This window comes from Lactococcus allomyrinae (assembly GCF_003627095.1).
GTDB classification, from domain to species: domain Bacteria; phylum Bacillota; class Bacilli; order Lactobacillales; family Streptococcaceae; genus Lactococcus; species Lactococcus allomyrinae.
The window spans coordinates 346,877-373,018 of sequence record NZ_CP032627.1; the positions used below are offsets into that span (position 1 = coordinate 346,877).

Below are 26,142 nucleotides of genomic sequence, written 5' to 3' on the forward strand. Positions count from 1 at the left end.
AATGATGAAAACAACAATTGGAAAAGTTTTATTTGTTTTCTTTATCTTGAGCGTGGCTGGATTGGCACCTCAAGTTAGTGCACAAGCACAACTTGGCTCAACACATACTCAAGACTTATTTATCGTAAAATATGGTCTTCCCTCGGGGAAAAATCAATTTTCGCAAAAACAAACAACTAATACAGGCGAAAAAATTAATAATATTCCCGTAGATAACCACGATTCAGAGCTCGCTCCGATAGCTGGAATTCACTATGTGATTCAAAAAATTATACCCACCAGAGATGGAGATAAAATCAAACTTAGTGATAAAGACTCATATTCTGTTAGTGGTACACCGCTAGAACTTGTAACAAATTCTGCTGGAATTATATCTTTAAATCTTAGTGATGGATTTTATATTGTTAGTGAACAAGCAAATTCTCTGGCTCACTTATCAACACCAGCACATCCTATACTGATTCGGCTTCCTGTAGAAAATACTGCTAAAAATGGTTATCTGAATGAGGTCTATATCTATCCAAAATCAAGCATTGACCCGCTAGAGAATACATATAAACCCAAAGAAACCTCTAAAATTCCTAAAGGAAATTTGCCTAAAACAGGAGATGGTTCAAAGCTGAGTATCTCTACCTTGGGAGTAGGACTTATTGGTATCACGTTTATGCTAACGGTGGGAAAGATAAGTAAAGAGAGAGGAGTTAGAAGTGAATACTAGACAGGGTAATAAAAAAACAAAAAGAATAGTAACAAAAGTGTTGACATTTTTATCAGCAGTAACATTACTTTCTACCCCTCTATTCAGTACAATATCAGGTGTCCAAAATATCTTTGGACTGATAGACGCCAAAGCAGCTATCATTGGTCCAACTGTGACAGTTCAACCCAAGGATTTTGAAAATTATTTTACGCAAACAGGAAGTGCAAAGTATAGTTACACTACTGGAGCTGGCTATGGTACTTTGACGTTAACACCTAACTCTACTAATCAAGTGGGGATGGCAGCGATGAATGTTAAATTCGATATGTCGCAAGACTGGAAAATTACTGGTAATCTCAATATAGGAAACAAAGGTGGAGCGGATGGTGTCAGTTTCGGATGGTATCCAGGAGACACAGGTGTTGTTGGAATTAAAGGCGCAGACTTAGGAATAGGAGGATTGCGTGGTGCCTTTGGTTGGACAGCCGATACTTATAAGAACTCCTATACGATACCGACCATACTCCCGAGTACTGCGACTGGTGCAGACCCTGTCTATACTCTAACTAATAGTGGTATCGTGGGTGGAGACCCTTCTAGTACAAATTCTACTTGGGCGGTAGGAGGATGGTCTTACGCTAATCCTAATCCAATGTATGATGTGAAAAATTCATACCCTTCTGGAGGTGGAGCACCTGCGATTGCACCAAAGACAGCTTATAATAAATCTGACAATCCTCAAAAGGATATTTCTAGCCTAGCAGATGGTAAATTCCATGCATATTCTCTAACTTATACAGCTTCTACGGGAACGATTACAGTTGTATTTGGAAGTTTAACATGGCAAATGCCAATTTCTTCTTTGGAGAGCTTAGCTGGTGATGAGTCTTCTAGTGCATTATCATTTTTCATTTCTGGTAGTACAGGTGGTGTGACGAATCTTCAGCAGTTTCAATTTACATCAGCTACATTTACGGAAGCGTTAGGCACTGTAACTGCTAATTATGTAGATGCTTCTGGAAATACATTAGCATCAAGTGTTTCAACGCAAGGAATAGTTGGTAAAGATGGTTATACTACAAGCCCTAAGACTATTACAGGTTATAGTTTAAAAAATGTAGAAGTATCAGATTCTACGGCGACAAATTCTGCGAATACAATTACAGGACTTTATACTGCAAATGATATTACGGTTAATTATGTTTATGCTCCAAATCCAGAAACGGCTACGATTACATACATAGATACGGATACTAATCAGCAAGTGGGAGCTGTAGATACAACAACAGGAGTGTTTAATGGATCCTCTAACTATACTGTAAAAATTCCAAGTGGTTATATACTTTCACCACATCAAAATCCTAACGATGAGTTTACTCCTGCAAATGCAAGTAAAAAAGTATTCAATCAAGATGGTGTCACCCAAAATTTCAATGTATATTTAATCAAACAGCATAGTATTGTAACGGATAATTTTTTTGAATCTGATGCGACGATACACTATGTAGATATGACTAAAAATCCTTTGCCTTGGATGTCTTCTACGCCATATTCTAATCAATCTAATCCGACAGGAAATCCAACACAAAGTAATGGAAACCTTGTTGGTGCTGGGAATGATTATATTTATCGTGTATGGATGGTTGGTGTAACTACTTATCAGCCAGGGGATGCTACTCCAAATGTTATATGGTACTCTTCCACCAGTTTTGTACCAACTTTGGATGCCAATGGTAATCCGAAAACACCAGCTGTTTCTGATGTATTAGACTCAAATGGCAATCCTATCAATGGTTGGACTCAACAAAGTTCATATAATCCAGGGTTAGTATATTATCCTATAGTACCAGGATATACTTGGCAAAAGACAACACAGCTTATCAATGGAAATGAGATAGCAGCGGGAGATAACGAGTTTAACGGTGGTATTAATGGTACAATCAATATTACCGCACCTCAACAAAATGGAGCACCTAATCCTCAACATTCTGTCTATTATGTTTACTATAATTCAAACTATAGTTTTTCAAATCGTACAACAAAAGAAGTCAATGAAACAATAAATTACCTTGATGTCAATAGCAGAATGCCGATTGCCACAAAATATACAACGAGTCAAAGCCTTACTGTTGAAACGGTAACGGATTCTTCTGGGAAACAAACCGTTTATTATTATAAAGGAAATGGAACACCTGAGTCAGATAATCATCCGTTTGCTAAGGATGGTACTGCCAATCCAGATTGGGCAGATATGACATCATTTAATTCATCTTTTGGGACACAAGTTAACCCAGAAATTACAAATTATACAGTAGTGGGCGCTGATGGAAATTTAGCAGCGAGTTCACCTTATTTATCAGATGATAAAACTCAAGTGACTCCTCAAGTAGTAAATGATAAGTTTGATGATATTGTAGTTAATGTTTATTATGCTTATGATGGGCAAGATATTCATTTACCATTCACAGGGGGAATTGGATGGAGCCAAATTCTTGTGATTGCTTTATTTAGTGCGATTGTTGCATATTTGATTCAATGGGGGAAACGAATAAAAAATAAAAAATAAAAAATAAAAACATCGAAAGTTCAAAAGAGCTTTCAATGTTTTTTTATTAGTAACCAAGAATAATATGAGCGACAAGCGGAGCAAAAATAACGTACATGATACCAGTTACACCAATGCTTAAAGCCGCCATTGCTCCCTGAGTCTTTCCGAGTTCAATAGCTGTTCCTGTTCCTACGGCGTGTCCTGTTCCACCTAGTGCGACCCCTTGAGCGACAGGATCTTTGATTTTGAAGAGTTTCAATAATGGCGCAGCTAGGACACTGGTGAGAATCCCAGTTGCTACAACGACAACAACGGTAATTTGCTCAATACCGTGCATTTTATCAGAAATTCCCATCGCCATTGCCGTAGTGACAGATTTTGGAAAAATGGATAGACTTGCAAGTTTGGTAAGACCAAAGAACTTAGCACAGAGTGCGGTAAATACTGTATTGATAAGTGCGGCTATCGCGATTGAAAGTCCGATAGAACGTGCGTGATGTTTCATTAAATGAAATGTTTTGTAGAGTGGGATTCCGAGCGCAACAGTACTAGGGGCAATGAGGTCATTGATGATGGAACCTCCAACATAATAATTTTTGTAAGGAATATGAGCAAGTCCTAGAATGAGAATAATGACAACTGTAGCAAAGAGAAGCGGATTGGTCCAAGGTTTACGAAAGTTTTCATTAATACGCACACCAATCATAAAAACGAGGATAGTAAGGACAAGTCCAAAAAGTGGGTCGGCAGTGAGTTGATTCATTAGGCACCTTCATTTTCTGTGGTTTTATTTTTGGAATGTTGATTGATAACATCAAGTGCGATTTGTTGAGAACTGAGCTTTGGGATAGCATAATCTCCTTCGAATTTGATTTTAATCCATTCTACTAATTTTCCTAATACAAAAACATTAATAATAAGAGCCCCAAGGATAATAATAAGAATTTGAACCCAAAAATGACTAATCAAATTCCATTTTGCCATAATTCCAACTCCGGCTGGTAGAAAAAGAATCGTCATGTTATTAATGAGAAAGCTTCCTGCTTCATCAACGTGTTTAAATTCGAGAATTTTAAACTGGAGGGCAAGAAATAGAAGAACCATGCCTAAAATTGAGCCAGGAATGGGGAGGTGAAGCCCATTTGAGATGATATTTCCGATAAAACTAAAACCGAAAATAATGAGTAGTTGTAGATATATTTTCATAATTACTAACTCCCTAAGTTATCTTGATTTCTTTTCACAATAATTTAATTGTACTCTTTGAAGGTTGGTTTTTCAAGGATTGGTGTGAGTGGATTTAGGAGAGGTACTGGAAAAAGATAAAGTAAATTTTGTTGAAAACTTTTCTTGACATTTTATCAAAAAGTGTTATAATCAATTTAAATAAACTATTAGAAAGGAGCGTTCGTGAGGACGCTCCTTCTCTTGTGTGGATTTTCTGACGATAGATAGTCAGGTTAAATATAAGGTTGGAGTGCTCTTCATATCTTACAATTGAGTTCGATGCGCTTGAAATTAGTGAAAATAGATAATTTTCATAATTTCAGGGTAAGCGCTCCTCGCATCTTATAACTGAGTTCGGAAGGCTAGAAACTTCCTCATATCTTAAAGAAAAGGAGATAAAATATGGAAGAAATCGTAGAAGTTGTTGAAGATTTCATCACACCTCATATTCCTAAACCGTTTAAACTTTTTGCAGTTGAGTGGGGGAAACTTGGTGGTGATATGGTTTTAAGTATTTTGGTGGATAAAGAAGGCGGTATCGAGATTGATGAAACGGCTGAGTTGAGTGAGTTGATTTCCCCTTTGTTAGACCAAATCAAGCCAGACCCTTTTCCTAAAGAAGGTTATATGCTTGAAGTTGCTAGTCCAGGAGCTGAACGTCCTTTAAGAAAAGCCGAGCACTTCAAAGGAGCGATTGGTGAGTATATTTTTGTCAAACTCTATCAAAAGCTTGATGGAGAAAAAGAATTTGCAGGAGATTTAACGAGTTTTGATGGAGAAAATCTGGTGCTTGATGTACTTGATAAGACACGTCATAAATCTGTTGAAATTCCGCTATCTAGTGTGGCTAAAGCGCAGACGATGGTTAAATTTTGATTGAGCTTTATCATTTGGTAATATAATTGTGCTTGCCCTTTTTGAAAGCTATGAAAAAAGATAAAATGTTCCAATGAGCTTTGCTCATTTCCTATTTTTCAGCTTTTAGAACAATCGGGCTTACATCTTAAAATTGAGTTCGGAGCACTTGAAATAATGAAAAATAGGAAATTACAGGTTCGTACATCGCATGGTTCTGGAATTTATCATTTTCATTTATTTCAGGGAGCGCTCCTTACATCTTAAATCGAAAGAGAGAAATATAAATGAGCAAAGAAATGCTGAACGCCTTTGCAATGTTGGAAGAACAAAAAGGAATTAAACCGGAGATTGTTATTGAAGCAATTGAGCAAGCCATCACGGCTGCTTACAAGCGACAATATGGTCAAGCCCAGAATGTGAAAGTTATTTTCGATGAGAAAAAAGGGAATTTTAATGTTTATTCTACGCGTGAAGTCGTGGATGAAGTATTTGATAGCCGTCTCGAAATTTCGCTTGAAGATGCCCTTGAATTAAATCCTCATTATGAAATTGGCGATAAAATCATGTTTGAAGAAAAGCCTAAAGATTTTGCAAGAACTGCTGCTGGGGCTGCCAAACAAGTGATTATGCAAAAAATGCGTGAGGAAGAGCGTACAATCATTTATAATGAGTACAGTCGTTATAAGGATGAAATCATTCAAGGGACGGTTGAGAAAGTTGATGCACGTGCGGTTTATATTAACCTTGGTCGTGTTGATGCTTTGCTTACAAAGAAAGACCAAATTCCTCAAGAAAACTATCATGTGGGTGACCGTGTGAAAGTTTATGTGACCGATGTTGTTTTGACACCAAAGGGAACACGTGTTTTCATCTCTCGCACAGCACCAGATATGCTTAAACGAATGTTTGAAAAAGAGATTCCTGAAGTATTTGATGGAACTGTAGAAATTAAATCAATTGCTCGTGATGCCGGCGACCGTGCAAAAGTTATTGTTGAAAGCCATGATGAAAATGTTGATGCTATCGGTACAATGGTTGGAGCAAAAGGTTCTCGTATTCAAGGAATTATTCGTGAGCTTGCAGGTGAAAAGATGGACATTATTGAATACTCTGCTGACAAGGCGACTTTGATTGCTAACGCTTTGAAACCTGCACGTATTGAGCAAGTTTTGATTACAGCGGATGGTTCATCACTTGCCGTTGTTGCTCGTGACCAACTTTCATTAGCTATTGGGAAACGTGGACAAAATGTCCGTCTTGCAGCCCATGTTACAAACAGCAAAATTGATATTAAAGCGGCAGATGAGTTTAATATTGATGATTATGAGTTTGTTGGTGAAGATGATGAAGTTGTAGAAGCTTCAGAAATCGAGGAACCTGTTGTTTTGGATGAAGCTGTAGAAATTCCTGAAACTGAGGAAAATGAAGGATAAATTTTTTAAGAAAATGTTTGCTGACAGAATTTTGTCGGTACTGACAGAGCTTATATTTTCTTGAGAAATGAGGTTTTCTATGAAACAGAAAAAAATTCCTATGAGAAAGTCTTTAGTTTCAAATGAGCAGTTTCCAAAGCGTGATTTGCTTCGCATTGCATTTAATAAAGAAGGGATGATTTCGATTGACCCAACTGGTAAAGCGCATGGACGAGGAGCATATATCGCACTTCTTAATGAAGAAGCGACACTTGCTAAAAAGAAGCGAGTATTTGATCGAGCTTTTCAAACCAAAGTTGATGATAAATTCTATGATGAATTAATCACTTATGTTGAACATCAGGTGGCACGTCGTGAACTTCAAAAGACGACTTATTCTGCAGATGAACTTCCAGACTATGACTAAAAGACATGGATAAAAAACAACAAATTTCGAATTTGATTGGACTTGCCAAACGTGCGGGGAAAATGATTACAGGAGAAGAACTGGTCGTCAAATCTATCCAAAATGGTAAGGCGAGATTGATTATTCTTGCGTCAGACAGTGCATCAAATTTGAATAAGAAAATTACTGATAAATCAAAATATTATGAGATTCCCGTCTCACAAATCTTTACAGAAATAGAACTATCGCAAGCCATTGGACAAAACCGCAAGGTTATTGCGATTGCTGATGACGGATTTGCAAAGAAAATGGAGAGCCTCATGAAAGAATAGAATAAATAACTGGGTTCGCTTCTCTTTTTGAGAAAGTTTGATTTGGAAGTGAGTAAAAAGGGTAAATTTTTTAAAAATTATTATTTATCATTTTTACTATTTCCAAGCAGGCGGGCTCACATCTTAAAGGAGGACTAAATTGTCTGATAAGAAACGTATTAACCAAATTGCAAAAGAAACAGGACTGAAAAATGCTGAACTTGTAAATGCTGCAAAGCATCTGGGCTTTGATGTTAAGTCACATTCAAGTTCAGTCACAGAAGACCAAGCAGCTAAAATCATTGAAAGCGTAAAAACAGGCGTGAAACCGGCTGCAAAATCTACTGACAAACCTGTCAGCACACCTAAAAAAGCTGTCAGTACTGACAAAAAGAAAACGGATGGCCCACGTACATTTGCTGGTAAAGCTATCGTTGAAGACCCTGCAATCTTGGCACGAATTAAAGCAAAAGAAGAAGCAGAAAAAGCAGCTAAATCTGTAGAACATAAATCTGTTGACACAGTTGTAGCTGCTGAAAATGGAAAATCTACTGACAAAGAATTGTCAGCCAAAAAATCTGCTGACAAAATTTCGTCAGAGAAGCAATCTATTGACAAAAAACTGTCAGTAGAACCAGAAGTGAAAACTGAGCCTAAAGTGGCGGAAAAACCAGAAATAAAATCTGAAACAGTGACATCTAAAAAAGAAACAAAAGTGGACAAAGGAGTTGCTGACAAAAAGGAGCCTGTCATTACTGACGAAAAGAAAAAACCATTGAATCACAAACCAAGAATTCAAATCAAAGTTATAAAACGTGCAGAAGATATCAAAAAAGAACAAGCTGCTGCCCGTCCTGAAAAGAAACATTCTGACAAAAAACCATTTGATAAAAAACGTGGGAATGACAGAAATAATCGTACTGACAATCGTCATTCGGGGCAAGGTAATCAAGGCGGAAATCGTTTTGACAAGAATCGTCCAGCTACTCAAGGACAAAATCGTGATAAAACTTCTTCGACGACTTCAACAGCAGAGGTCTTTACACCAGCAGCAGGAGGCAAAAATAACCGTCGTTCTCGTGACCGTGACAAATCTAAGACTTCGTCACACGATAATACGCAAGACGGTAACCGTAAGGGTGGCCCACTTCGCGTCAATGATAATCGTAATCAAGTGCGTAATGCGCGTAATTCTAACTGGAATGCAGGTAAGAATAGACGTGGCGGACGTAATCAACAATCCATACCAGCGACCCAACGTAAATTCCATGAATTGCCAGAATCGGTGGAATATGAAATCGGAATGAACGTGCAAGACCTTGCAAAATTGCTTAAACGTGAATCAGCAGAAATCATTAAAAAATTGTTCATGATGGGTACGATGGTTAACCAAAACCAAAGTCTTGACCAAGAAACAATTGAATTAATTTTGATGGATTATGGTGTTGAGGCTGTTCAAAAAGTAGAAGAAGATAAATCAGATATCGAACGTCTGTTTGTTGAAGAAGGTTATCTCGACGAAGATAAAATGGTTGAACGTCCAGCGGTTGTTACAATTATGGGTCACGTTGATCACGGTAAGACAACATTGCTTGACCGGTTCCGTGAATCTCGTGTTACTGAAGGCGAAGCTGGTGGTATTACACAACATATTGGTGCTTACCAAATTACAACAAAGGGCAAGAAAATCACATTCCTCGATACGCCAGGGCATGAGGCTTTCACAAGTATGCGTGCGCGTGGCGCTTCTGTTACTGACATTACAATCCTTGTTGTAGCAGCCGATGATGGTGTTATGCCTCAAACCATTGAAGCAATTAATCACTCAAAAGCTGCCGGTGTGCCAATCATTGTTGCAATCAACAAAATTGATAAACCAGGGGCAAACCCACAACGTGTGATTCAAGAACTTGCAGAACACGGTGTTATGCCTCAGTCATGGGGCGGAGAGTCTGAATTTGTCGAAATCTCAGCCAAATTCAACCAAAACCTTGATGAATTGCTTGATACAGTGCTTCTTGTTGCTGAAATGCAAGAACTCAAAGCTGACCCAACGGTTCGTGCCATTGGTACAGTAGTTGAAGCTAGACTTGACCAAGGTAAGGGAGCAATCGCTACACTCTTAGTTCAACAAGGAACACTTCACATTCAAGACCCGATCGTTGTCGGAAATACTTACGGTCGTGTCCGTACGATGACAAATGACCTTGGTCGCCGTATCAAAGAAGCCGCTCCATCAACACCTATTGAATTGACTGGACTTTCTGATGTGCCACAAGCTGGTGACCATTTTGCGGTCTTTGAAGATGAGAAATCAGCACGTAATGCTGGGGAAGAACGTGCAAAACGCGCCCAACTCATCAAACGCCAAAGTACACGTCGTGTTAATCTTGATAATCTCTTTGATACACTCAAAGAAGGTCAAACAAAATCAGTTAATATTATTATCAAAGCCGATGTGCAAGGTTCTGCTGAAGCACTTGCTGCTTCACTTCAAAAAATTGAAGTCGAAGGGGTAAAAGTGGATATCGTCCACTCTGCTGTTGGTGCAATTAGCGAATCTGATATTTCACTTGCTGCGGCATCAAATGCGATTATCATTGGTTTCAACGTGCGTCCAACAGGTCTTGCTCGTGAACAAGCGGCTCATGAAGAAGTAGATATTCGTTTGCATAGTATCATCTATAAAGTCATTGAAGAAGTTGAAACTGCCATGCGTGGTATGCTTGATCCAGAATTCAAAGAAGAAATCATTGGTGAAGCAATTGTTCGTGAAACATTCAACGTTTCTAAAGTTGGTACGATTGCTGGATTTATGGTTATCCGTGGTAAAGTAGCACGCGATGCCTCTGTTCGCGTGATTCGTGATGGAGTTGTCATTCATGATGGTGCTATCGCTAGCTTGAAGCATTTCAAAGATGACGTCAAAGAAGTTGGAAATGCACAAGAAGGTGGTTTGATGGTTGAAAACTTCAATGATGTTGCCATTGATGATACATTTGAAGTCTACAAAATGGTTGAAATCGAACGGAAATAATAAGATGTGAGAAAGGCTCGTTTAGAAATAATGAAAAATAGGAAAATGTGGAGATGAGCGCAGCTCATTGGAACATTTTATCATTTTTCACTTATTTCTAGCCTTACGAACTCAGTTATAAGATGTGAGAGGCGCTTAGTCTGAAATGATAAAAAATAGGGAAATACAGGTTCGTGCGCTGCACGGTTCTGATTTCATCATTTTTTACTCATTTCAAGCGACCCGAACTCAGTTAAATATGGTGTAAAAAAGGCTCAATCAAAACGGAACAGAAATAGGAAGATTTTTGAGTCTGAGCTTGCACAGATTCAAAATTTTATCTTTTTTGATTTTATCCTTCTGGACTCAATTTAATAAGATAAAAAGTTCTGTCAAAACTGACAGAACTTAAATTTCCAATGAAAGGAAAAAATATGGGAAATTCATTTCGTAGTGATCGTGTTGCTGTAGAAATTCAGCGGGAAATTAATGATATTTTGCGTAATAAAGTGCGTGACCCCCGTGTGCAAGATGTAAACATTACAGATGTTCAAGTCACAGGGGATTTGAGTCAAGCTACGGTCTATTATAGCTTATTGTCGAATCTTGCTTCTGACAATGAGAAAGCAGCGACAGCTTTGAAAAAAGCAACAGGTCTATTCAAAAGTGAACTCGCTAAACGTATGACAATTTTTAAAATACCGGATTTAACTTTTGCTAAAGATGAATCTGTAGAATACGGTTCAAAAATTGATGAACTCTTACGTGGTTTGAATAACAAATCAGAATATTAAAGTAATATAATACTTTGTCAACAGACAATTTTTCACCTAGAGTGCAACCTTCTAGGTAAAAGATTACCATATCCGTAGGTACGCTTGTCTTATAAAAGCAGAAAAATTTCAAAGCATTGATGGAAAAGCAAGGGCAAGTTTTGCTAAATTAAAAAAAGAAAGTAGTTATACTTTCTTTTTTTATATATTCAAAGGATGGACTGTTCCTAACTCTAAAAGCTGTGGTAAGATTTGCTTATGAATATAAGGAGAATCTGGAGCAGTCAGACGCTCAGACATAGTAATGACAGCTTGCTTACCCATATAAGATAAATCGGTACTAATATTTGTAATTTTAGGGTTAGACATTTGTGTAAATTCAGTATTATCAAAGCAAATAATACTAATATCTTCAGGGATATGATATTTTTCCGATTGTAAATAATAATTGAGGATATATGCAAGTCCAGAGTTAACGCAGAACCAAGCATCAGGCATCTGTTTAATCTCTTTTAATTTTGAAAAGAGTTCAGCTTGATTTTCCTTAATTTTAGTAATTAAAATCTTAGAATCTAAATCAATGTCATGCTCTTTCAAAGCGCGCTGATAACCTCGGAAACGTTCCAAATAACTTGGTGAAAAATCAATATCTCCAATAAAACCAATTTTTTTACAATGGTGTTTAATTAGGAATTCAATTGCACTATAAGCACCGTCTGTATTCTTAGTTAAAACACAATCAGCTAAAAACTTGGGACTATGATGGTCAACTACGACACAAGGAATCCCTTGATTAACAATGTTAGAAATATAATCGTCTGTAATATGAGAAACAATAAAAATTCCACTATAATTTGTCAAATTTGCAGGCAATTGATTTTCTTGAATCATTTCGGAAGTTACAGCTAGAGTTGTAGTCTTAAAATTTTTTAGCGTACAATTATAATCAATACTTTTAATAATTTCACCAAAAAAACTTACTTGAGAAAGAGCAAACTCAGTTGCTAATATTAGGAACTCACCTTGAACTCTTTTATTTTGTTTGATATATTTATAACCCAACTCGTCAGCCTTATTGCGAACGAGTTTTTTTGTTTCTTCGCTGACACCGGCAGCATCTCGTAACGCTTGAGAAACAGAATTTTTAGAGATGTCTAAGGCATCAGCAATCATTTGCATCGAAACTTGTTTCATTATTTTTTACCTTACAAATTTTATATTTAATATCTTTATTATATATTTTTATCTGATAAAATCAAGGATTTTATTATTATTTTATAAAATAATTTTTTGTAATTGTTAAAAATAATTATTGACAATAACGTTAAAGATTATTATAATATATTTGTGAATTAGAAAGCGGTTTCTGATTTGAGATTATCAAATGAAATAACCTAGGATTTTACTTGATAATAAATCGAAGTGATTACTTCACTATTGGGGATTTTTTATCCCCTACCGATGTTAAGGTAAAGCCTTACATTGAAGGGCTATAGGCATGAGAATAAAAGTGGAGCTTAGTGATTCCTAACTCTTCCTTTAAATGGAGTTAGCAAGTATTTGATAAGTGAAGACTTTTAACAAATCAAAATTAGGAGAATTTCGAAATGAAATTTGGAAAAACGTTAACAATTTCATCCGTTGCACTTGCAAGTTTAGTTCTACTTGCTGCGTGTGGGAACGCAAAGGGAAATGATGCAACAGGTAAAACAACAATAACCTTTTGGGCAGCACCCAATCCAACTCAATTGACCTTTTGGAATAAAATGGCCAAAAATTATGAAGCTCAACACCCAAAGGTTGAGGTAAAAGTTTCAGAAATGAAAAATTCTCCAACTTCTGAAGCGTATATTCAATCAGCGATTGCTTCTAAAACTGCACCAACAATGTCCGAAAATATCAGTCGTAGCTTTGCAGCACAACTTTCAGAAAGTAAAGCAATTATCCCATTAAACAAACAAGTGAGTTTTGACAGTATTGTGAAAACTAGAGATATGTCTAAAACGATTGCTCCTTGGAAGTTTTCCGATGGCAACCAATATGTTCTTCCTGTTTATTCTAATCCTATCTTTATGGCTTGGCGTCTGGATAAACTAAAAGAGCTTGGATTTGATAAAGCGCCTACAACATATTCGGAATTAGAAGCAGTAGCCGCAAAGCTTAAAGGAAATAAGAATTTATCACTTTGGGCAGCTCCAGCTTTAGTAGACCCAACAGCATATCAACGATGGTTTGATTATTTCCCATTATATTATGCAGCAAGTAATGGTGCCGATTGGGTCAAAAATGGAAAATACGTTGCAGATCATTCCGCAAATAAACAAGTCTTTGAACTAATGAGTGCTCTGGCTAAAGATAATGTTCTACAAACTGGAGCAGCAACAAATCCATTTGAAAATGGAAATTCATTGATTGAAGTGACAGGAGCGTGGGTATTTGCAAATTGGACAACTCAATTTCCAGACTTACAATACAATAAAACCTACACAATCACTCCGCCAGTTGTCCCAGATGATATGAGTACTAAAGGAAATATCAATACTTATTCAGATGCAAAAGGTGTGTCAATTTACGCTTCAGCGACTAAAGCACAGCAGAAAGCAGCAATGGACTTTTTGAAGTTTGTCTTTAGTGATTCAAAAAATGATTTGATATGGCTCAACGATACAAGCCTGACTCCCGCACGTGATGATGTTACTACAAATTCAACATTTACTTCATATTTCGATAAAAATCCTCAAATGAAAGTGATTGCTGATATGATTCCAAATGCTATTCCAGCGATTGACAATTCAAAATATAATGATATCCAACAAGCCTTTGGAACGGACTCATGGATTCCGGTTGTGCAAGGTAAGATGGCTCCAGAAAAAGCAGTAGCAGCTGCAAAAACAGCAGTTAATGGAAAACTACAATAATGACAAAAAACAATAAAATTGGGTGGCTGTTTTCAGCCCCCTATCTTATATTTACAATAATATTTTTCTTATTACCACTCTTTTGGTCAATATGGTTGGCTGTAACAGACTGGAATATGATTTCGCCTAATATTAACTTTGTTGGTTTAGAAAACTTTGTTGACGCAATTAAAAGTCCAGCAGTCCATTCAGCGTTCTTTGTTACTTATGAGTTTTTGCTTGTATTTGTTCCTATGGCAATGGTCTTATCTATGATTGTGGCACTTTTGGTTCATCATTTACCAAGACTAAAGGGATTATTTATGGTTGTGTTCTTTTTACCTTATCTTTCCAGTGGCGTTGTTACTTCATTGATTGTTAAAGGTTTCCTTTCATATAATGGTCCTTTTAATAGCTGGTTGAGAAATAGTTTTGATATCAATATAAACTGGATACAAAATCCCCATACAGTTATTCCGATTATTTCTTTAATGATTGCATGGAAAATGTCTGGGTATTACGGTTTGATATTAGTTTCTGGCTTACAAAATATTAATGGTGAAATCTATGAATCAGCCGCACTTGATGGCGCTTCTTCATGGAAAACGTTTTGGAAAATTACTTTTCCAATGCTTTATCCAGCATTTTACACAGTGATGGTGCTCGCAATAGGTATAAGTTTTGGTATTTTTACTGAAGTGTATCAATTAACAGGAGGCGGACCTAATTATGCAACAAACACATGGCAAATGGAAATCTATAATCAAGCTTTCCAAAACTTGAATAGCGGCTATGCTTCAGCAATCGCTTTAATCTCTAGTGTAGTGACTTTTGCCTCTATAGGGGTTATCCGAAAATTACTTGAAAAATGGGGGAGACATAATGGTTGGTCATAAGAAAAAAGGAAAAACAATTGCACTCTATATAGGGACGATTATCTTTGCCTTGATTATGGTATTTCCTTTTATCTATTTAGTCTTAAACTCATTTGCTGCGTGGAACGAAGTGGACCAAAAAATAATTCCAGCACACTTTACTTTACGTTCTTGGACCTTTTTGTTTGGCGGAGCTACAACAAGTGCAGCTGTGCCGTGGATTGGAGCTTTTATCCATACATTTATCGTGGCGACAATATCAACAGTTTTGATGGTTGTTATTGGTTTAATGGTGGGATACGCTTTAGCCAAAGTCGAATTTCGGGGAAAGAGATTTGTGGATAATTTTATTTTATTTCAAATGTTTTTCCCAGCGATTATTTTGCTTATTCCCCAGTTTTTATTGATTACTCATTTGCATATGCTTGATACTTTTGCAGGGATGATTGTTCCTACGATGGTAAGTTTATGGGCGATTTTTATGTATACTAACTTTTTCAAGGCAATTCCAAATACATTATTGGAAGCAGCAAAGATGGATGGAGCAACTGATTTAACGATTCTTTTTCGTATCATATTGCCAATGTCTCAATCAATCACGACAGTGATTTTCCTTTTCTTATACACCGATAGATGGACAAATCTACTTTGGGATATGATTGTATCCAAGAGCAATAGTACGATTACTTTAAATGTGTTAGTTTCACAGATGTTTGGACCTTATGCTTCATATCCAGGACCGATGTATGCAGCAAGTGTTCTTTTGACTCTTCCGCTGATTATTTTATTCCTTCTTTTTTCAAAACGGTTCCAAGAAGGAATGCAATTTAGTTTGAAATGAGAAAATATGTGGTGGAAAAATTCAGTATTTTATGAGATATACCTTGCATCATTTTGCGATAGCAATGAAGATGGAATCGGAGATGTTCGAGGGGTGATTGGTAAAATCCCTTATTTGAATACATTGGGCATTACAGGAATTTGGTTGACACCATTTTATCCATCTCCCAAGGTTGATAATGGGTATGATGTCTCAGATTATTGTGACATTGCTTCAGAATATGGAACAATTGAAGATTTGAAGGAACTGCTTGATAAAGTACATCAAAGTGGAATTAAAGTGATTGTTGATTTAGTGATTAATCATACGTCCACAGAACATAATTGGTTTAAAGATATAAACAAAAAAGACTGGTATATTTGGCGAGAATTACCCAATAATTGGGAATCATTTTTTGGCGGAAGCGCTTGGGAGTTTGATGAACGATTTAAGGAATATTATTATCATAGTTTTTCTAAAGAGCAGGCAGATTTAAATTGGGCAAATCCTGAAGTAAAATGTGCAATTTGGGAGGTTATAGATTTTTGGATTGATTTAGGAATAGATGGTTTTAGACTTGATGTAATCAACAATTTATCTATTTCCAATGAATTTTTTGATAACCCTATCAACGAAGAAGGAGAACAAGTTCATCTTTATGATGTAAACCAGCAAGGAGTTACAGAGGTTATAAAAGAGCTTAAAAAACATATTTTTGAAAAAGGAAGATCGCTATTTACTGTTGGAGAGATTAGTTCGTCAAGTTTAGAAATAATAGAGTCTTATTCAGAGCGTATGCTGTTGGATGTTACATTTAACTTTAACTTTGGCTCGTTAGAAGAGTTTTCAGTAGAAAAAATATTCTGCGAACTACTTGCTATGAAAAAAGTTTATGATGACGGGCGAAGACCAACTTTCTTTTTTAACAGTCATGACATGTCACGCTCTTGGAATCGTTTAGCTAGTGAGAATCTTGAACGTTATCGTCAACTGGCAGTGCTCACTCTAATCAATGCTGGTGTTTCGTTTCTTTTTCAAGGGGAAGAATTAGGAATAGGAGATTATCTCCCAAATGAAGTTTCTGATATACGGGATATTCAAGCTATCAATAAATATAACGAAGCTAAAGATATTGTGGCAGCTAATGAAGTTAATAGAGATCGTTCCAGAGGAATGATTCCTTGGGAGCGTCTGAAATCGGATGCGTGGATAGGCCAAGGAAAGAAAAATGAAAAATCAAATGAAGTTTTTGACTTCTACAAGCAATTGATTCAACTCAGAAAAGATTATCTAAATGGTGAGAGTACATTTGATAAGATAAGCTGCTCAGGTGAGGTATTACAGTACAAAGTGGGAAAGTTGATTGTCTTACTGAACTTTGGTGTAGAACGTTATTATTTTCCAGTAGCAGAAGAGAAAATAGTATTGAAGTATAACTATGAGAACTTTCAGTTATTAAGTGGTGGAATAATGATAGGAAAGGAAAAGAATGTTTAAATCTGAGGAATTAGTGGAGAAACATAGGAATAAGAGTAAAGTTTATTGTGCTGAAAAATTAATTTTTGGAGGTGTCAAAGGTTATGATGTTTATAATATTTCAGCACCTTTTGAGTTGAATCACCAATTAATTTTGGCGGGACGTGTTGAAGCGCGTGATTCTGAACATTCACAAATTAGATTTTTTTATCATAAGTCTGGAAATCAGTGGCAACTTATTGAGGAGGCGCAGTCTTTTAATTTGCAAGACCCATTTTTTACAAGAATTGATGAGAAGATTATTTTAGGTGGTGTAGAAGTTACATTTGATAGCGAGAAAGTATTATACTGGCGAACGATTTTTTATGAGCTGAATGATTTGAAAAAAGCAAAATTGATTTTCTCAGGACCTATAGGGATGAAAGATATTAGGTTGAGAGAACTTGCTGATGGGAAGATTTTGGTTTTAACTCGTCCTCAAGGAATGAAAGGTGGTCTGGGAAAAATTGGTGCTGTTGTTATTGATGATTTAAGCAAACTTTCCATTGATTTACTTGAAAAAGCACCGCTTCTCAAAAATCAATATGTAGATGAGGAGTGGGGAGGAGCAAACGAGATTCATCTTGTTGGTAATCGAGTTGCTGTTTTAGGGCATATTGGTAGTCGTGATTACTTGGGGAACATCCATTATAGAGCGATGACTTTTGAACTAGATGAAAATTTTACTGAGATATTAAATCCTAAAATTATTGCTGAACGAAAAGATTTTGTTGCTGGCCCTAGTAAACGTCCAGATTTAATGGATGTGGTTTTTAGTGGCGGTCTGATTTTTAAAGAAGATAAAGTTGTGCTTTATGCGGGTACGGGTGATGCTGAAGCTCAAAAATTAGTTATTAATGACCCATTTAGATAGGAAATGTTTATGAATATTTATCGTTTTGAAGAAAATCCATTAATTACCCCTTTGGATGTGAAGCCATTAAATGAGGGCTATGAGGTAATTGGGGCATTTAATGCAGGTGTTGCTAAATATAAAAATGAAACTTTGTTGTTGTTGCGCGTGGCGGAGCGACCTGTTTCTGAAGTTGAGGATATTATTAAAGCGCCTGTTTATGATGTTAAAACAGGAAAGTTAAATACGATATCACTTAGTAAAGATGATGAGCGATATAGTTTTGCAGACCCTAGAATGATTAGTGATAAAGAGAATATGGACGGTTTTGTTTATCTGACTTCTTTATCCTATATTAGAATTGCAAGGAGTGAGGACGGTCATCATTTTACAATTGATGATGACCCATTTTTATTTCCATTTAATGAGTATCAAACTTTTGGTATTGAAGATGCTAGATGTACTCAGATTGGAGATAAATACTATGTGAATTTTACTTCGGTTTCTCCTGTTGGGGTCTGTGATTCGTTAATTGTTACTGAAGATTTTAAATCTTTTAAGAGTTTGGGAAATATTTTTGCACCAGATAATAAGGATGTTTTGATTTTTCCTGAGAAGATTAATGGAAGATACTATGCGCTTCACCGTCCAGTATCTAGCAATCTAGGGAAAATGGATATGTGGATTGCATCTAGTCCTGATTTACAATCTTGGGGGAATCATAAGCATTTGCTTAATACGAGTGAAGAAGATTGGGATAATGGGCGTGTTGGAGGTGGATTGGTTCCTTTAAAGACAGAAAAAGGCTGGCTTGAAATCTACCATGGTGCAACAAAAGATAATCGCTATTGCATGGGAGCTTTATTGCTTGATTTAGAAAACCCAGCAAAAGTTATTGCAAAGTCTGAGAAGCCGATTATGATGCCTCTTTTGCCTTACGAAAAAGAAGGGTTCTTTGGTGAAGTGGTGTTTGGATGTGGTGCTGTTGTTGAGGGGGATAAGCTAACGATGTATTATGGTGTTGCGGATACTTCAATGGCGGGCTGTGAAATGAGTATTTCAGATATTTTAAATGAATTGTACTAATCTTACTTTTTATATTGGCGTAGTCAAAAAGGAGTGGACGGGTTAGTTGTATGTGATTTTATAAGCAGTTGCAGTTTTCTGCGACTGTTTTTTGGAGAGGTGAGATGAAAAAAGTTATTGTATTTGATCAAGATGATACGATTAATATTACGAAGTTACCGATTGATGAGGAGATGGCTGGATTGCTAAAATGCTTGTTGGATAAATTTCAAGTGTGTATTATGTCCGGCACAAATTGGGAAGTGATGAGAAAAAATGATATTGAGCCTCTGGTGGAGATAGGTGGAGTTAATTTTGAGAATTATTTTATTATGCCTACTACAGGGACACAGTTTTGGCATTATGTTGGAGAAGGACCTTATGTACTTGAGGAAAATCAATTGCTAGAAAATGGCTGGAAGAGAGAATTTGCACATTTTCTTACAGAAAATCAGGTCACGAAGATTTCTGACGCATTGGAAAAGGCTGCGAGAGCGCTTGGTTATTGGTGCGAATATCCGAAAGGAGAAATCATAGAAAATCGTGGTTCGCAAGTTACTTTCTCGGCTTTGGGACAATGGGCAGCTCCTGAGGAAAAGTATAAATGGGATAGCGAGATGAAAAAAAGGGAAGAGATTGTTCGCTTGATAGAGCCTGCGATGACTCAGCTTGGTGTGCAGGTTGGAATTGGCGGATCGACTAGCATTGATGTGACGCTGCCAGGAATTGATAAGGCTTATGGAATAGCGCGGTTGATGGAGGAATTGGACGTTGAAAAGAAAGATATTTTATTTTTAGGAGATAAACTGCAGGTTGGTGGGAATGATTACCCTGTGAAAAAGGTGGGAATTGATACGATTGAAGTGAGAAACTGTGAAGATACAAAGTGGATACTTCGAGGAATTCTAGGAGTATATGACGTCGTGTGAAAGTTGTATAGAAAAATTTTTCGTGATATAATGAACTAAAATATGTTGGTTTACTTTAGAGTCAGTTACATATTGAGTTAATGTAAGCTGCATATCAGCTATTTGGTGTATTTTATGCATTATGTAGAAGATGAAATGTCGGTTTTTGCTATAATTTTTATGGCAAATGTACTATTTTTATGAAAAGGTGTATAAGTATGAAGGAACCATTATTTTTGGACTCAGTGTTGCAAGAAAAAATCTGGGGTGGCGATCATTTAAAGGCATTTGGTTATGATTTACCATCAGATAAAATTGGTGAGTATTGGGCGATTTCCGCTCACCCACATGGAGTTTCAACGATTGCTAATGGTGAATTTAAAGGACAAAAACTAGATGAGCTTTATGCGACTCATCGTGAGTTGTTTGGAAATAGCGAAAAAGAAGTTTTTCCTTTGCTGACAAAAATTTTGGATGCTAATGATTGGCTGTCAGTACAAGTCCACCCCGATGATGAATATGGACAAAAGCATGAGGGAGAGCTTGGAAAGACTGAATGTTGGTATATTATCTCGGCAGAACCAGATGCAGAGATTATCTATGGTCATAATGCGAAATCGCGCGAAGAATTGGCAGAGATGATCAAGGCGGGAGATTGGGAACATTTATTACGTAAAGTAAAAGTGAAAACGGGAGATTTCTTCCATGTGCCTTCTGGTACAATGCACGCGATTGGTAGTGGGATTGTGATTCTTGAAACACAACAATCTTCAGATACAACGTATCGTGTTTATGACTTTGACCGTCGTGACGATCAAGGAAATTTACGTGAGTTGCATATTCAACAGTCAATTGATGTGTTGAATGTTCCTGGAAATCAAGTGCCTGAAAATCAAGTGAAAACAGAGCATTTCACTGAAGCCGATATCACAACTTTAGTGAAGTCAGACTTTTTTGATGTCTATAAATGGGTCATTCATGGAAGCCATAATTTCAAGAAAACTGCGCCTTATACTTTGGTGTCAGTGCTTGATGGTAAGGGACAAATTTCTGTCAGTGGAAAACTCTATCCGCTGACCAAAGGGAATCATTTCATTTTGCCAAGCACTGTTGAAAACTGGGCTTTGTCAGGAAATATGGAATTAATCGCAAGTAATCCAGAATAGGTTGTTGGGATGAAGTGTGGAGATGGTATTATAACAGTTATTCTATGTTATCTGTTTACTATCTCTGAAACAGGTAGAACTTGCAAGATAAAAAGGCGTGCACTTCATGTGTCATTCTGTGAATGCTTTCTGTTTGTTTCTCTTACTTCGTTGTCCGTTTTCTCTGGTCGCTGAAGCGACGGATAAAAAAGCAGACTAATTGAAGTTGTCATTAATAATAAAATCACTGACAGGATGATTGATTTTCTGTCAGTGATTTTTCGTTTCTGTCAGCACTGGATGAAGAAAAAGAGTTTAAAAGTTTATAGTCTGTCATTGCTTTCTGTAGTAAATAATGTTCAGGCAGCGCTTACAGACTGTTTTTACTTGCAAAAGGATTTGAAAAATAATATAATTTGATACAGAAAATGATTTGCAATATAAAAATAATTAATAGAGCTATTTTACTGCGCTAGTTTCACTTTAACTAGCATAGTGTATATTAATCGTGTTCGTAAGACAAACTTCGAACTAACCAAAAAGGAATAACAGATGAAAACAGATTTCGACAAGGTAAATGAATGGCTGATTCAACTCTTCCATGATTTTATGATTCTTGAAGAACAATTTCTCAAAGAGTCGACGTATTCAGATGTGACGGTAAAAGAGCTACAGATTTTGACTTTGGTGCATACATTGGGCACAGCTCGTGCGACAGATATTGCTAAAAATCAAAAATTGGCTTTATCTACAATTACGATTACACTCAATCGTTTGGAAGATAAGGGTTATATTGAGCGCAAACGTTCAACTTCTGACCGTCGTGTGACGCACATTGCACTTACAGAAAAGGGTGACAAACTTTGTGCGACACATCGTGAATTTTTCCATGGTATCACAGATAATCTTTTTGATAGTGTGTATGGAACAACTGAAAATAAGCTGGCTGGCGAACTCGCCGCTTTGCATAATTCTTTGGAGAATATGAAATAATGACTTTTGCGAAAATCACGCAAGTGGCCCATAGTGTGCCAAAAAAAGTAGTATCTAATGATGACTTATCAAAAATCATGGATACTAATGACGAATGGATATACAGCCGAACAGGAATAAAAAATCGACACATTTCAACTGGAGAAAATACTTCTGATTTGGCTGCTGATGTTGCGCAAAAGTTACTGACAAAGGCTTCTGTCAGTGCTGACAGTATTGATTTTATCATTGTAGCAACTATTACACCAGACTCACTTATGCCCTCAACGGCAGCAAGAGTTCAAGCAAAAATCGGTGCAATCAATGCTTTTGCTTATGACTTAACGGCTGCTTGTTCGGGCTTTGTTTTTGCATTATCAACTGCTGAAAAGTTGTTGGCATCAGGAAGTTACAAGCGAGGAATTGTGATTGGTGCGGAAGTATTTTCAAAAATCATGGATTGGTCTGACCGCTCAACAGCTGTACTCTTTGGAGATGGTGCTGGTGGGGTACTTCTTGAGAATACAGGAACTCAACCTCTGATTATTGGTGAAAAACTTCAAACGGATGGTTCTCGTGGCGACAGCCTTTTGTCAGGACTGACAGACATCAATACCCCTTTTGCTACTGTAAATTATGAAAGTAAAAGTTTAAGTATGGAAGGGCGAGCAATTTTTGATTTTGCGGTCAGAGATGTTCCTAAAAATATCAAAACTACTTTGGAAGAAGCACAAATTTCTTCAGAAGAAATTGACTTTTATTTACTTCATCAAGCTAATTCAAGAATTCTTGACAAAATGGCTAAAAAACTAGGCGTAGAGCGCTCTAAATTCCTTCAAAATATGCAAGAATATGGCAATACTTCGGCAGCAAGTATCCCTCTATTGTTGTCAGAATCAGTAAAAAATGGTATATTTACTTTGGACGGTAAAACTAAGATTGTCCTGACAGGATTTGGTGGTGGCCTCACATGGGGAACAACAATTATCAATCTTTGAAACTTCTGTCAGTGTACTGACAGACTAAAAAATTACTGACAGAAAAAGATTAGTTCTGTCAGTGAACATTATTAACGGTTATACTCCGCACATAGCGGCTATAATATAAATATTTTCACTCACTAAAGGAGAAAAAATCATGGCAGTATTTGAAAAAGTACAAGATATCATCGCAGATGAACTCGGAAAAGATAAAGAAGAAGTAACACTCGAAACTTCATTTGAAGAGCTTGACGCTGATTCACTTGACCTTTTCCAAATCATCAACGACATCGAAGACGAATTCGACGTTGAAGTTGATACAGAAGCAGATATGAAAACAGTTGCTGACCTCGTAAAATACGTAGAAGACAACAAATAATTGGGAACGGGGGTGAGAGGTTTGCAAGGAAAATACTTTCTTTTGCGACTTTCGCCCCTTCTTTCATTGTCTATAATGATTCAAAATTATAGCATGGAAGACTGAGCTTAGATGCTTAGTGATTGTCTTTCATATTTATGAAAATGTCATTTTTTTTATAAAAAAAACATTTTATAATACTAATAACTAATACTGTTTAACTTTTTTAAACAGAATCAGTACAACTCCACAAGAGAAAAATATAAGGAAGACACAAAATTTATCATAAAAATTAAAATTAAATTTTGTGAAATTAATTATGACTAAAACAGCCTTTTTATTCTCGGGTCAGGGCGCGCAAAAGCTCGGTATGGCTCGTGATTTATATGAAAAATATGATATCGTTAAATCAACATTTAATCGTGCAAGCGAACTTCTTGGCTACGATTTGCGTGCGCTCATTGATAACGATGAAATAAAATTAAACGAAACAAAATATACTCAGCCAGCAATCTTGACCACATCGGTTGCTATTCTTCGCCTCCTTTCTGAAAATGGTATTAAACCAGATATTGTTGCAGGGCTTAGTCTTGGCGAATACTCTGCATTGGTTGCATCAGGTGCACTTTCTTTTGAAGACGCCGTTATCCTTGTTTCAAAGCGTGGACAATACATGACCGAGGCAGCACCAACAGGTTCAGGAAAAATGGTTGCAGTAATGAATACCGAAAGTACACTGATTGAAGAAACTTGTCAAAAAGCAAGTCAATACGGTATTGTTAGTCCTGCAAACTATAATACCCCAGGACAAATTGTCATCGGTGGCGAAGTTGCTGCAGTAGATGCAGCAGTCAGTTTGCTTAAAGAAGCAGGCGTTCGTAAAATGATTGAGCTTAAAGTCTCAGGCCCTTTCCATACGACAATTCTCAAACCAGCTTCTGAAAAATTAGCAAAAGAGCTTTCAAATGTAGAATTTACTAAATTTGAACTCCCATTGATTTCAAACACAACAGCAAAAGTGATGAAAAATGAAGAGGTGAAAGCACTTCTCACTCGTCAAGTGATGGAGCCTGTTCGTTTCTACGAGTCAATTCATACCATGCGAACCTTAGGTGTTGAGCGATTTATAGAAGTCGGACCAGGTAGAGTGCTCTCAGGTTTCATTAAAAAAATAGATAAAACAGCTAATTTTACAAATGTAGAAGATTTAGCAAGTTTTGAAGCATTGATTCATGATTAAAAGAAATCTTAGAATCATCGCAATTGCTATTATCCTACTGGGTGGTGCAGGACTAGTTTTTAGCAAGGTCAATACGATGATTTGGTATATTAGTGCAGTTGTCGCTCTTTTGGGGTATCTTGTGATGGCAAAAGCAGAGAAGAAAAAATAAGTTTGGACTACGAGTGCGCTAGCTAATTCATTATAAAAATTAACAATGAATTGACTAGTATAGTTTAAAAACTCAAGTGTCATTCTTTGCAAACGATGCACGAAGTTTATATCTTAGCACTGTCCTTGTGGCATGAAGTTACATGGTGATGTCAATCTGTTTTTTCAGAGATAAAATAGGGAGAAATATGGAAATTAAAAACAAAAATGTCTTTATTACAGGTTCAACGCGTGGAATTGGTAAAGCCATTGCAATCCAATTTGCAAAAGCAGGAAGTAATGTCGTGATTAATGGTCGTTCAAGTATATCTGACGAATTACTTGCTGAATTTACTGCTTTTGGGATCAAAGCTGTAGGTATCTCAGGAGATATCTCAAAATCAGAAGACGCAAAACGAATGGTTGGCGAAGCTGTTGAAGCGTTGGGTTCAGTGGATATTTTGGTGAATAATGCAGGTATTACACGTGATGGCTTATCACTCAAAATGTCTGAAGAAGATTTTGAAGCAGTACTCAAGATTAATCTGATAGGGGCGTTCAACATGACACAGGCTGTCCTAAAACCAATGACTAGAGCGAGAAGTGGTGCAATTATCAATATTTCATCAGTCGTTGGATTGATTGGTAATGCGGGTCAAGCAAATTATGCTGCATCAAAAGCGGGTTTAATTGGTTTCACAAAATCAATTGCTCGTGAAGTAGCTGGACGTAATGTCCGTGTTAATGCTGTGGCACCAGGTTTTATTGAATCTGACATGACAGAAGTGCTCTCTGATAAAGTAAAAGATGCCATGAAAGCTCAAATTCCAATGAAACGTTTTGGAAATCCAGAAGAAGTTGCGTCAGTTGTAAAATTCCTTGCAGAGCAAGAATATATGACTGGTCAAGTCTTAGCAATTGACGGCGGAATGGCAATGTAATAAAATAATATGCTAGAAAGACTTATTTATAAACTCTCAAAAAATTCTTTCTAGCTCAGTTATAATGTATGGGATACTGCAAATTAATTGTGTGGTACTTTCATTCAAAAAGAACAAAGTCGTTCAGAATTTGATTTCACCTGAAGTTGCTTTTTAACTTAGCAAGTGCATTCTAAATCCTCCACTGATGAAG

25 protein-coding genes and 1 pseudogene are annotated in these 26,142 nt (G+C 36.7%); 23 read left to right on the forward strand and 3 right to left on the reverse strand.

The window, feature by feature from the left end; genetic code table 11:
• The first annotated feature begins 1 nt into the window (after position 1).
• A complete protein-coding gene (locus D7I46_RS01795; protein ID WP_120771318.1) occupies positions 2–718 on the forward strand; it encodes a pilin N-terminal domain-containing protein in 717 nt (238 codons plus the stop codon).
• The gene (locus D7I46_RS01800) at positions 708–3,266 is read left to right on the forward strand and encodes a lectin-like domain-containing protein (RefSeq protein ID WP_120771319.1); all 2,559 of its coding nucleotides are present in this window, start codon (positions 708–710) and stop codon (positions 3,264–3,266) included. The genes D7I46_RS01795 and D7I46_RS01800 overlap by 11 nt, the downstream gene beginning before the upstream one ends.
• 46 nt (positions 3,267–3,312) lie before the next feature.
• On the opposite strand, the gene D7I46_RS01805 is transcribed toward D7I46_RS01800, so the two are convergent.
• Both D7I46_RS01805 and D7I46_RS01810 read right to left on the reverse strand, forming a co-directional pair.
• Positions 3,313–4,011, reverse strand: a complete 699-nt coding sequence (locus D7I46_RS01805) for an LrgB family protein (protein ID WP_120771320.1) — start codon at positions 4,009–4,011, stop codon at positions 3,313–3,315.
• Positions 4,011–4,454, reverse strand: coding sequence for a CidA/LrgA family protein (locus tag D7I46_RS01810; RefSeq protein ID WP_120771321.1), 444 nt, complete (start codon positions 4,452–4,454; stop codon positions 4,011–4,013). Before D7I46_RS01810 ends, D7I46_RS01805 begins: the two co-directional genes overlap by 1 nt.
• 423 nt (positions 4,455–4,877) lie before the next feature.
• On the opposite strand from D7I46_RS01810, the gene rimP reads away from it, so the two are divergent.
• The 7 genes and pseudogenes from rimP to rbfA all read left to right on the forward strand — a co-directional run bounded on the left by rimP (position 4,878) and on the right by rbfA (position 11,272).
• Complete coding sequence (gene rimP / locus D7I46_RS01815) at positions 4,878–5,351, forward strand: ribosome maturation factor RimP (RefSeq protein WP_120771322.1); 474 nt, start codon at positions 4,878–4,880, stop codon at positions 5,349–5,351.
• Between the two features lie 266 nt (positions 5,352–5,617).
• A complete protein-coding gene (gene nusA, locus D7I46_RS01820; protein WP_120771323.1) occupies positions 5,618–6,766 on the forward strand; it encodes a transcription termination factor NusA in 1,149 nt (382 codons plus the stop codon).
• Positions 6,767–6,845: 79 nt separating this feature from the next.
• Complete coding sequence (gene rnpM / locus D7I46_RS01825) at positions 6,846–7,172, forward strand: RNase P modulator RnpM (protein ID WP_120771324.1); 327 nt, start codon at positions 6,846–6,848, stop codon at positions 7,170–7,172.
• Positions 7,173–7,177: 5 nt separating this feature from the next.
• Positions 7,178–7,483, forward strand: a complete 306-nt coding sequence (locus tag D7I46_RS01830) for a YlxQ-related RNA-binding protein (protein WP_120771325.1) — start codon at positions 7,178–7,180, stop codon at positions 7,481–7,483.
• Between the two features lie 139 nt (positions 7,484–7,622).
• Positions 7,623–7,718, forward strand: a pseudogene (locus D7I46_RS13765) (translation initiation factor IF-2 N-terminal domain-containing protein); the annotation flags it as partial.
• A gap of 66 nt (positions 7,719–7,784) precedes the next feature.
• A complete protein-coding gene (infB, locus tag D7I46_RS01835; protein WP_420844012.1) occupies positions 7,785–10,499 on the forward strand; it encodes a translation initiation factor IF-2 in 2,715 nt (904 codons plus the stop codon).
• Positions 10,500–10,912: 413 nt separating this feature from the next.
• Positions 10,913–11,272: a 30S ribosome-binding factor RbfA gene (gene rbfA / locus D7I46_RS01840; protein WP_120771327.1), complete on the forward strand. Its 360-nt coding sequence runs from the start codon at positions 10,913–10,915 to the stop codon at positions 11,270–11,272.
• 180 nt (positions 11,273–11,452) lie between these two features.
• Here rbfA and D7I46_RS01845 read toward each other — a convergent pair whose 3' ends face one another.
• A complete protein-coding gene (locus tag D7I46_RS01845; protein ID WP_120771328.1) occupies positions 11,453–12,445 on the reverse strand; it encodes a LacI family DNA-binding transcriptional regulator in 993 nt (330 codons plus the stop codon).
• Positions 12,446–12,858: 413 nt separating this feature from the next.
• Between D7I46_RS01845 and D7I46_RS01850 the strand changes: the two genes are divergently transcribed.
• From D7I46_RS01850 to fabG, 14 genes are all read left to right on the forward strand, one after another.
• Entirely contained in the window at positions 12,859–14,169 is a 1,311-nt protein-coding gene (locus tag D7I46_RS01850) for an ABC transporter substrate-binding protein (protein WP_120771329.1), read from the forward strand.
• Positions 14,169–15,044: a carbohydrate ABC transporter permease gene (locus D7I46_RS01855; protein ID WP_120771330.1), complete on the forward strand. Its 876-nt coding sequence runs from the start codon at positions 14,169–14,171 to the stop codon at positions 15,042–15,044. Before D7I46_RS01850 ends, D7I46_RS01855 begins: the two co-directional genes overlap by 1 nt.
• Positions 15,031–15,864 (forward strand): carbohydrate ABC transporter permease, encoded by an 834-nt coding sequence (locus tag D7I46_RS01860; protein ID WP_120771331.1) that lies wholly within the window; start codon positions 15,031–15,033, stop codon positions 15,862–15,864. The genes D7I46_RS01855 and D7I46_RS01860 overlap by 14 nt, the downstream gene beginning before the upstream one ends.
• Before the next feature lie 6 nt (positions 15,865–15,870).
• Positions 15,871–17,340, forward strand: a complete 1,470-nt coding sequence (locus D7I46_RS01865; RefSeq protein ID WP_120771332.1) for an alpha-amylase family glycosyl hydrolase — start codon at positions 15,871–15,873, stop codon at positions 17,338–17,340.
• Positions 17,333–18,232 (forward strand): DUF1861 family protein, encoded by a 900-nt coding sequence (locus D7I46_RS01870; protein ID WP_120771333.1) that lies wholly within the window; start codon positions 17,333–17,335, stop codon positions 18,230–18,232. The genes D7I46_RS01865 and D7I46_RS01870 overlap by 8 nt, the downstream gene beginning before the upstream one ends.
• 9 nt (positions 18,233–18,241) lie before the next feature.
• Positions 18,242–19,297 (forward strand): BtaManbiosPhlase, encoded by a 1,056-nt coding sequence (locus tag D7I46_RS01875; RefSeq protein WP_120771334.1) that lies wholly within the window; start codon positions 18,242–18,244, stop codon positions 19,295–19,297.
• A 104-nt stretch (positions 19,298–19,401) separates the two neighbouring features.
• The gene (locus D7I46_RS01880) at positions 19,402–20,205 is read left to right on the forward strand and encodes an HAD-IIB family hydrolase (RefSeq protein ID WP_120771335.1); all 804 of its coding nucleotides are present in this window, start codon (positions 19,402–19,404) and stop codon (positions 20,203–20,205) included.
• Between the two features lie 197 nt (positions 20,206–20,402).
• A complete protein-coding gene (gene manA, locus D7I46_RS01885; protein WP_120771336.1) occupies positions 20,403–21,350 on the forward strand; it encodes a mannose-6-phosphate isomerase, class I in 948 nt (315 codons plus the stop codon).
• A 531-nt stretch (positions 21,351–21,881) separates the two neighbouring features.
• A complete protein-coding gene (locus D7I46_RS01890; protein WP_120771337.1) occupies positions 21,882–22,322 on the forward strand; it encodes a MarR family winged helix-turn-helix transcriptional regulator in 441 nt (146 codons plus the stop codon).
• Positions 22,322–23,299, forward strand: a complete 978-nt coding sequence (locus D7I46_RS01895; protein ID WP_120771338.1) for a beta-ketoacyl-ACP synthase III — start codon at positions 22,322–22,324, stop codon at positions 23,297–23,299. The genes D7I46_RS01890 and D7I46_RS01895 overlap by 1 nt, the downstream gene beginning before the upstream one ends.
• A 139-nt stretch (positions 23,300–23,438) precedes the next feature.
• Positions 23,439–23,660, forward strand: a complete 222-nt coding sequence (locus D7I46_RS01900) for an acyl carrier protein (RefSeq protein WP_120771339.1) — start codon at positions 23,439–23,441, stop codon at positions 23,658–23,660.
• A gap of 298 nt (positions 23,661–23,958) precedes the next feature.
• Positions 23,959–24,879 carry an ACP S-malonyltransferase gene (gene fabD, locus D7I46_RS01905; RefSeq protein WP_120771340.1) on the forward strand — a complete coding sequence of 307 codons (921 nt, stop codon included), beginning with the start codon at positions 23,959–23,961 and terminating at the stop codon, positions 24,877–24,879.
• On the forward strand, positions 24,872–25,030 hold the full coding sequence (locus D7I46_RS13225; RefSeq protein WP_162930815.1) for a hypothetical protein: 159 nt from the start codon (positions 24,872–24,874) through the stop codon (positions 25,028–25,030). Before fabD ends, D7I46_RS13225 begins: the two co-directional genes overlap by 8 nt.
• Before the next feature lie 187 nt (positions 25,031–25,217).
• Positions 25,218–25,949, forward strand: a complete 732-nt coding sequence (gene fabG, locus D7I46_RS01910; protein ID WP_120771341.1) for a 3-oxoacyl-[acyl-carrier-protein] reductase — start codon at positions 25,218–25,220, stop codon at positions 25,947–25,949.
• The last annotated feature ends 193 nt before the right edge of the window (positions 25,950–26,142 follow it).